Annotated in this window: 5 protein-coding genes; 4 read left to right on the top strand and 1 reads right to left on the bottom strand. The window is 75.6% G+C overall.

What is annotated here, in order from left to right; genetic code table 11:
• The 4 genes from G6R24_RS18525 to alr all read left to right on the top strand — a co-directional run.
• A partial coding sequence (locus tag G6R24_RS18525; protein ID WP_163550467.1) for a PadR family transcriptional regulator occupies window positions 1-599 on the top strand: 599 nt, incomplete at its 5' end.
• Between the two features lie 183 nt (window positions 600-782).
• A complete protein-coding gene (locus G6R24_RS18520; protein WP_163550466.1) occupies window positions 783-1,139 on the top strand; it encodes a holo-ACP synthase in 357 nt (118 codons plus the stop codon).
• Between the two features lie 94 nt (window positions 1,140-1,233).
• The gene (locus G6R24_RS18515) at window positions 1,234-2,799 is read left to right on the top strand and encodes an NAD(P)H-hydrate dehydratase (RefSeq protein ID WP_163550468.1); all 1,566 of its coding nucleotides are present in this window, start codon (window positions 1,234-1,236) and stop codon (window positions 2,797-2,799) included.
• Window positions 2,800-2,837: 38 nt separating this feature from the next.
• Window positions 2,838-3,992 (top strand): alanine racemase, encoded by a 1,155-nt coding sequence (gene alr, locus G6R24_RS18510; protein WP_163550465.1) that lies wholly within the window; start codon window positions 2,838-2,840, stop codon window positions 3,990-3,992.
• Between the two features lie 9 nt (window positions 3,993-4,001).
• On the opposite strand, the gene G6R24_RS18505 is transcribed toward alr, so the two are convergent.
• Complete coding sequence (locus G6R24_RS18505) at window positions 4,002-4,385, bottom strand: hypothetical protein (RefSeq protein ID WP_163550464.1); 384 nt, start codon at window positions 4,383-4,385, stop codon at window positions 4,002-4,004.
• Window positions 4,386-4,502: the final 117 nt, after the last annotated feature.

The following is a 4,502-nucleotide window of genomic DNA, read 5'->3' as shown; positions in this document are numbered from 1 at the left end:
GCCCGGGCTTCGGCGGGCCGGGCGGTTTCGGCGGTCCCGGCTTCGGCCGCGGGCCCAAGGTGGGGCGCGGTGATGTCCGCGAGGCCCTGCTGGCCCTGCTGGCCGAGGAGCCGATGCACGGTTACCAGATGATCCGCGAACTCGGCGAGCGCAGCGGCGGCACCTGGCGTCCGAGCCCCGGGTCGGTGTACCCGGTGCTGTCCCTGCTGGCCGACGAGGGTCTCGTGCAGGCCGAGGAGGCCGACGGCAAGCGCGTCTTCCACCTCACCGAGGCCGGGCGCGCCCACGTCGAGTCCCGCGCCGGCCAGCGTCGGCCCTGGGAGACCGCGGCCGACGGCGCCGACGAGGAGCTCACCAGTCTGCGTTCGCTGGCCTTCGCGGTCGGCGCCGCCGTGGTCCAGGTCGCCCAGGCCGGCGACGACGAGCAGCTCGCGGCCGCCCGCGCGTTGCTCACCGAGACCCGCCGCGGTCTCTACCGCATCCTCGCCGGCGATGAGGTCGGCGGGGAGGGCCCCGACGACCAGCCGGCCGAGGCCACCGGAAAGGCCGAGAGCGGCCAGGGCGAGGCCGGGCAGGCGGGTCCGTCGGTCTCGACGTGAACCACCGCGACCGAGCTGAGCAGCACGGCACGACCCCCACTGGGCGCCCGCATCCGACCGATGCGGGCGCCCAGTCCCGTCTGTCGGCACGGTCACCCGCGCGGTCGGGATGTCCGTCGGCCACGGGTGATCGTCCGGGTGGCGCTGATCGAGTCGGGCGCGCCGATGTGGGAACCTCGACGGATGGCAGTTGTGGGCATCGGCGTCGACGTGGTGGACATCGACCGGTTCACCGCCACCCTCTCGCGTACACCGGCCATCGCGATGCGCCTGTTCACCCCGGCGGAACGCGCCCTGACCAGGCCGGAACGTCTGGCCGCCCGGTTCGCCGCCAAGGAGGCCGTGGCCAAGGTGCTCGGCGCCCCACCCGGGCTGGAATGGCATGACGCCGAAGTCCTGGTTGGTCCTGGTGGTCGTCCGTCGCTGCGGGTCGGGGGCACTGTGGCGGCCGCGGCCGCGCGGTTCGGCATCGCCAGCTGGCATCTGTCGCTGACCCACGACGGCGGGGTCGCCGTCGCCATGGTCGTCGCCGAGTCCTGACCCGGCTCGTCCCGCCACGGCGGGGACGTCCGGCGATGTGGACGTCCGGCGATGTGGACGTCTGATCGGGCGGGGAACGGGCAGCATGGGCGACATGCGGAACGCGCACACCGTGGAGCAGGTTCGGGCGGCCGAGGCGGAGCGGTTCGCCGTTCTCCCTCCGGGCGCGCTCATGCAGCGGGCGGTCTTCGGGCTGGTCGCCTACGTGGTTCGACGGCTCGGCCGGGTCCACGGCGCCCGGATCGTCATCCTGGCCGGTTCCGGTGACAACGGCGGCGACGCCCTGTGGGCCGGCGCCCGGCTGGCGGCCCGGGGGGCGCGGGTGGACGCGATCGCCACCGGAACGACACATCCACAGGCGACCGCCGCACTGCTGGCCGCCGGCGGCCGCCGCCAGATCGTCGCGCCGTCCGCCGGGCCGGACGAACCCACCCTCCGCGCGCTGCTGGAACGCGCCGATCTCGTCCTCGACGGCCTGCTCGGTATCGGCGGACGCGGGGGACTGCGCCCGGCGCACGCCCGCCTGGCCGCGCTCGCACCGCCGCGGCGCACCGTCGCCGTCGACCTGCCCAGCGGTGTGGACGCCGACACCGGCGCGGTAGCGGGCGACGCGATCCGCGCCAGCGCGACGATCACCTTCGGGACCTACAAGCGTGGCCTGTGGCTGATGCCCGGGGCCGCCCACACCGGCCCGGTGGAGCTGGTCGACATCGGTCTGACGCTGCCCGAGCCGGACCTGCGCGTGCTGGACGACGCGGACGTCCGCGCGGCGCTGCCAGTACCGCACGAGACGGCGTCGAAGTACCGGCGGGGTGTGCTCGGGCTTGTCGCCGGCAGCGACGACTACCCCGGGGCGGCCGTGCTCGCCGTCGGCGGGGCGCTGCGCGGCGGTGCCGGCTACCTGCGGGTCGTCAGCGTGGGACGCGCGGACCCGGCCTCGGGGCGCATCCGCGGCCGGGCCGGCGACCATGTCCGCGCGGCGCATCCGGAGGCCGTGGTCACCGACATCGCACCCGGTGACCGGGCCGCCCTGCTGGCCGCCGGACGGGTGCAGGCCTGGGCGATCGGCCCGGGCCTGGCCGGCGACACCTCGGCCACCGGCGCGTCGCTGGACGCCCTGCTCGGCGAGGACGTGCCGCTCGTCGTCGACGCCGGTGCCCTCGACCCGCTCGCCGACCTGCTCGCCGCCGACCGCACCCGGCTGCACCGGCGGGTCGCCCCGGTGCTGGTCACTCCGCATGAGGGCGAGTTCGCCCGGCTGGTCGGGCGGGTCCTGGGCTGGGACGCGGCGAAGGCCGCGGACGAGCTGGCGGCCGACCGGCTCGCGACCGTGCGGCGGGTCGCCGCCGAGACCGGCGCGGTCATCCTGCTCAAGGGCGCGCGCACCCTTGTCGTCGAGCCCTCCGGGACGGCCTGGGTGAACACCACCGGTTCGCCCTGGCTCGGCACCGCCGGCAGCGGGGATGTGCTCACCGGCCTGATCGGCTCGCTGGCCGCGGCCGGCCTGCCCGTGGCGTTCGCCGGGGCGGTCGGTGCCCACCTGCACGGCCGCGCCGCCGAACGGGCCGGGGCGCACGGCTGCCTCCCGCTGGCCGCGAGCGACCTGCCCCGCCTGCTCGCCGCCACCGTCACCGACCTGCTGACCGACCCGGCTCGCTGAGGGACCCCACCCGACCCGCTGGCGGTAGCGTTGGCCGGGTGAGTGAACAGCCGACCGACACCGGGGCCGGGCCCGCCGCCCGTACCTACGCGGCCATCGAGCTCGACGCGGTGCGGGATTCGGTGACCGCCCTCGTCGACCGGGCCGGCCCGGCCGCCACCATGGCCGTGGTGAAGGCCGACGGTTACGGCCACGGCATGCTCCCGTGCGCCCGGGCCGCGCTTGAGGCCGGGGCGACCTGGCTGGGCACGGCCTTCCTCGAGGAGGCGCTGGCGCTGCGCGCCGCCGGGATCACCGTGCCGGTGCTGTGCTGGCTCAGCACACCCGCGGAGAACATCGACGCGGCGATCGAGTCCGACATCGACCTGTCGGCCTCCGCGCCCTGGGCGCTGCGGCGGATCGCCGAGGCCGCCCGCCGGGTCGGCCGACGCGCCCGCGTGCATCTCAAGGCCGACACCGGACTCGGCCGGGCCGGGGCGACCCCGGCGGACTGGCCCGACCTGTGCGACGACGCGGCCCGGTTGGAGGCCGAGGGCGTCCTGTCGGCCTACGGCGTCTGGAGCCATCTGGCCTTCGCGGACGCCCCGGGGCATCCGACCGTGCAGGCCCAGATCGGGATGTTCCGGGAGGCCATCGACATCGCCGACAAGGCCGGTCTGACCCCGGTCGTGCGCCATCTCGCGAACTCCGCGGCGACCCTGGTCAGCCCGCAGGCCCATTTCGACCTGGTCCGACCGGGTGTGTCGGTCTACGGGCTCTCACCCGGCCCCGAGGTCGGCCCGCCGGCTCGTTTCGGCCTGCGCCCGGCGATGACGCTGGTCAGCCATGCCGCCCTGGTCAAGCGGGTGCCGGCCGGCACCGGCGTGTCCTACGCCCACCGGTACACCACCGACCGCGCGGCGACGCTGGCCCTGGTCCCCCTGGGCTACGCCGACGGCGTCCCCCGGTCGGCGACGAACCGCGGCGAGGTGCTTCTCGGTGGACGGCGGCGACGCGTCGCCGGCACCGTCTGCATGGATCAGTTCGTTCTCGACGTCGGCGACGACGACGTGTCCGTCGGCGACGAGGTGGTGCTGTTCGGCCCGGGTGACCAGGGTGAGCCGACCGCCGACGACTGGGCCACCGCCGCCGGCACCATCAACTACGAGATCGTCACCCGGATCGGCGCTCGCGTGCCCCGCGTGTACCGCTGATCCGCGGCGTCAGCCGCAGCCGCCGGAGGAGCAGCCGCCGCCGGTCGCGGTGCTGCCGCCGAACATGCCGCGTTCCATCCGGCGCCGCACTGGCTGGGCGGCGGCCTGGGCGGCTTCCTGCTCGGCCTGTTCGATCTGGCCTCGGGTGGTGAGGGTGAGCATCACCGGCTTCGGCCCGCTCGGGGCGGCCGCGGCCGACGTCGATGCCAGCACCGGGGAGCCGACCCCGCTGGTCGCCGTGATCGGAACCGAGGCGGCCACGGCGGGCTCGAGCTCGAGTTCGGGCTCGGACTCGTCGGCCACGCCGAGCGCGGCGGCGCGCTCCGGGCCGGTGAGGGTCCGGTTCGGGTTCGCGGAGACGGGCTCCTGATGCCTGCGCCACGACAGCTTCATGTATCTGCCTCCGTGATCACTATCGATGGGCCGGTCACTCCACGGTAGAGGACGACGTCCCGCTTGGCCGGGCAGGCCGGCCCGGACGTGACCCAGTCGAAGGTCCGGGTGATCGGT

It is taken from the genome of Candidatus Frankia nodulisporulans, assembly GCF_902806475.1.
In the GTDB taxonomy this organism is placed as follows: domain Bacteria; phylum Actinomycetota; class Actinomycetes; order Frankiales; family Frankiaceae; genus Frankia; species Frankia umida.
Note: the sequence above shows the minus strand (reverse complement) of the source record. Positions and strands in the feature narration are given on the sequence as shown.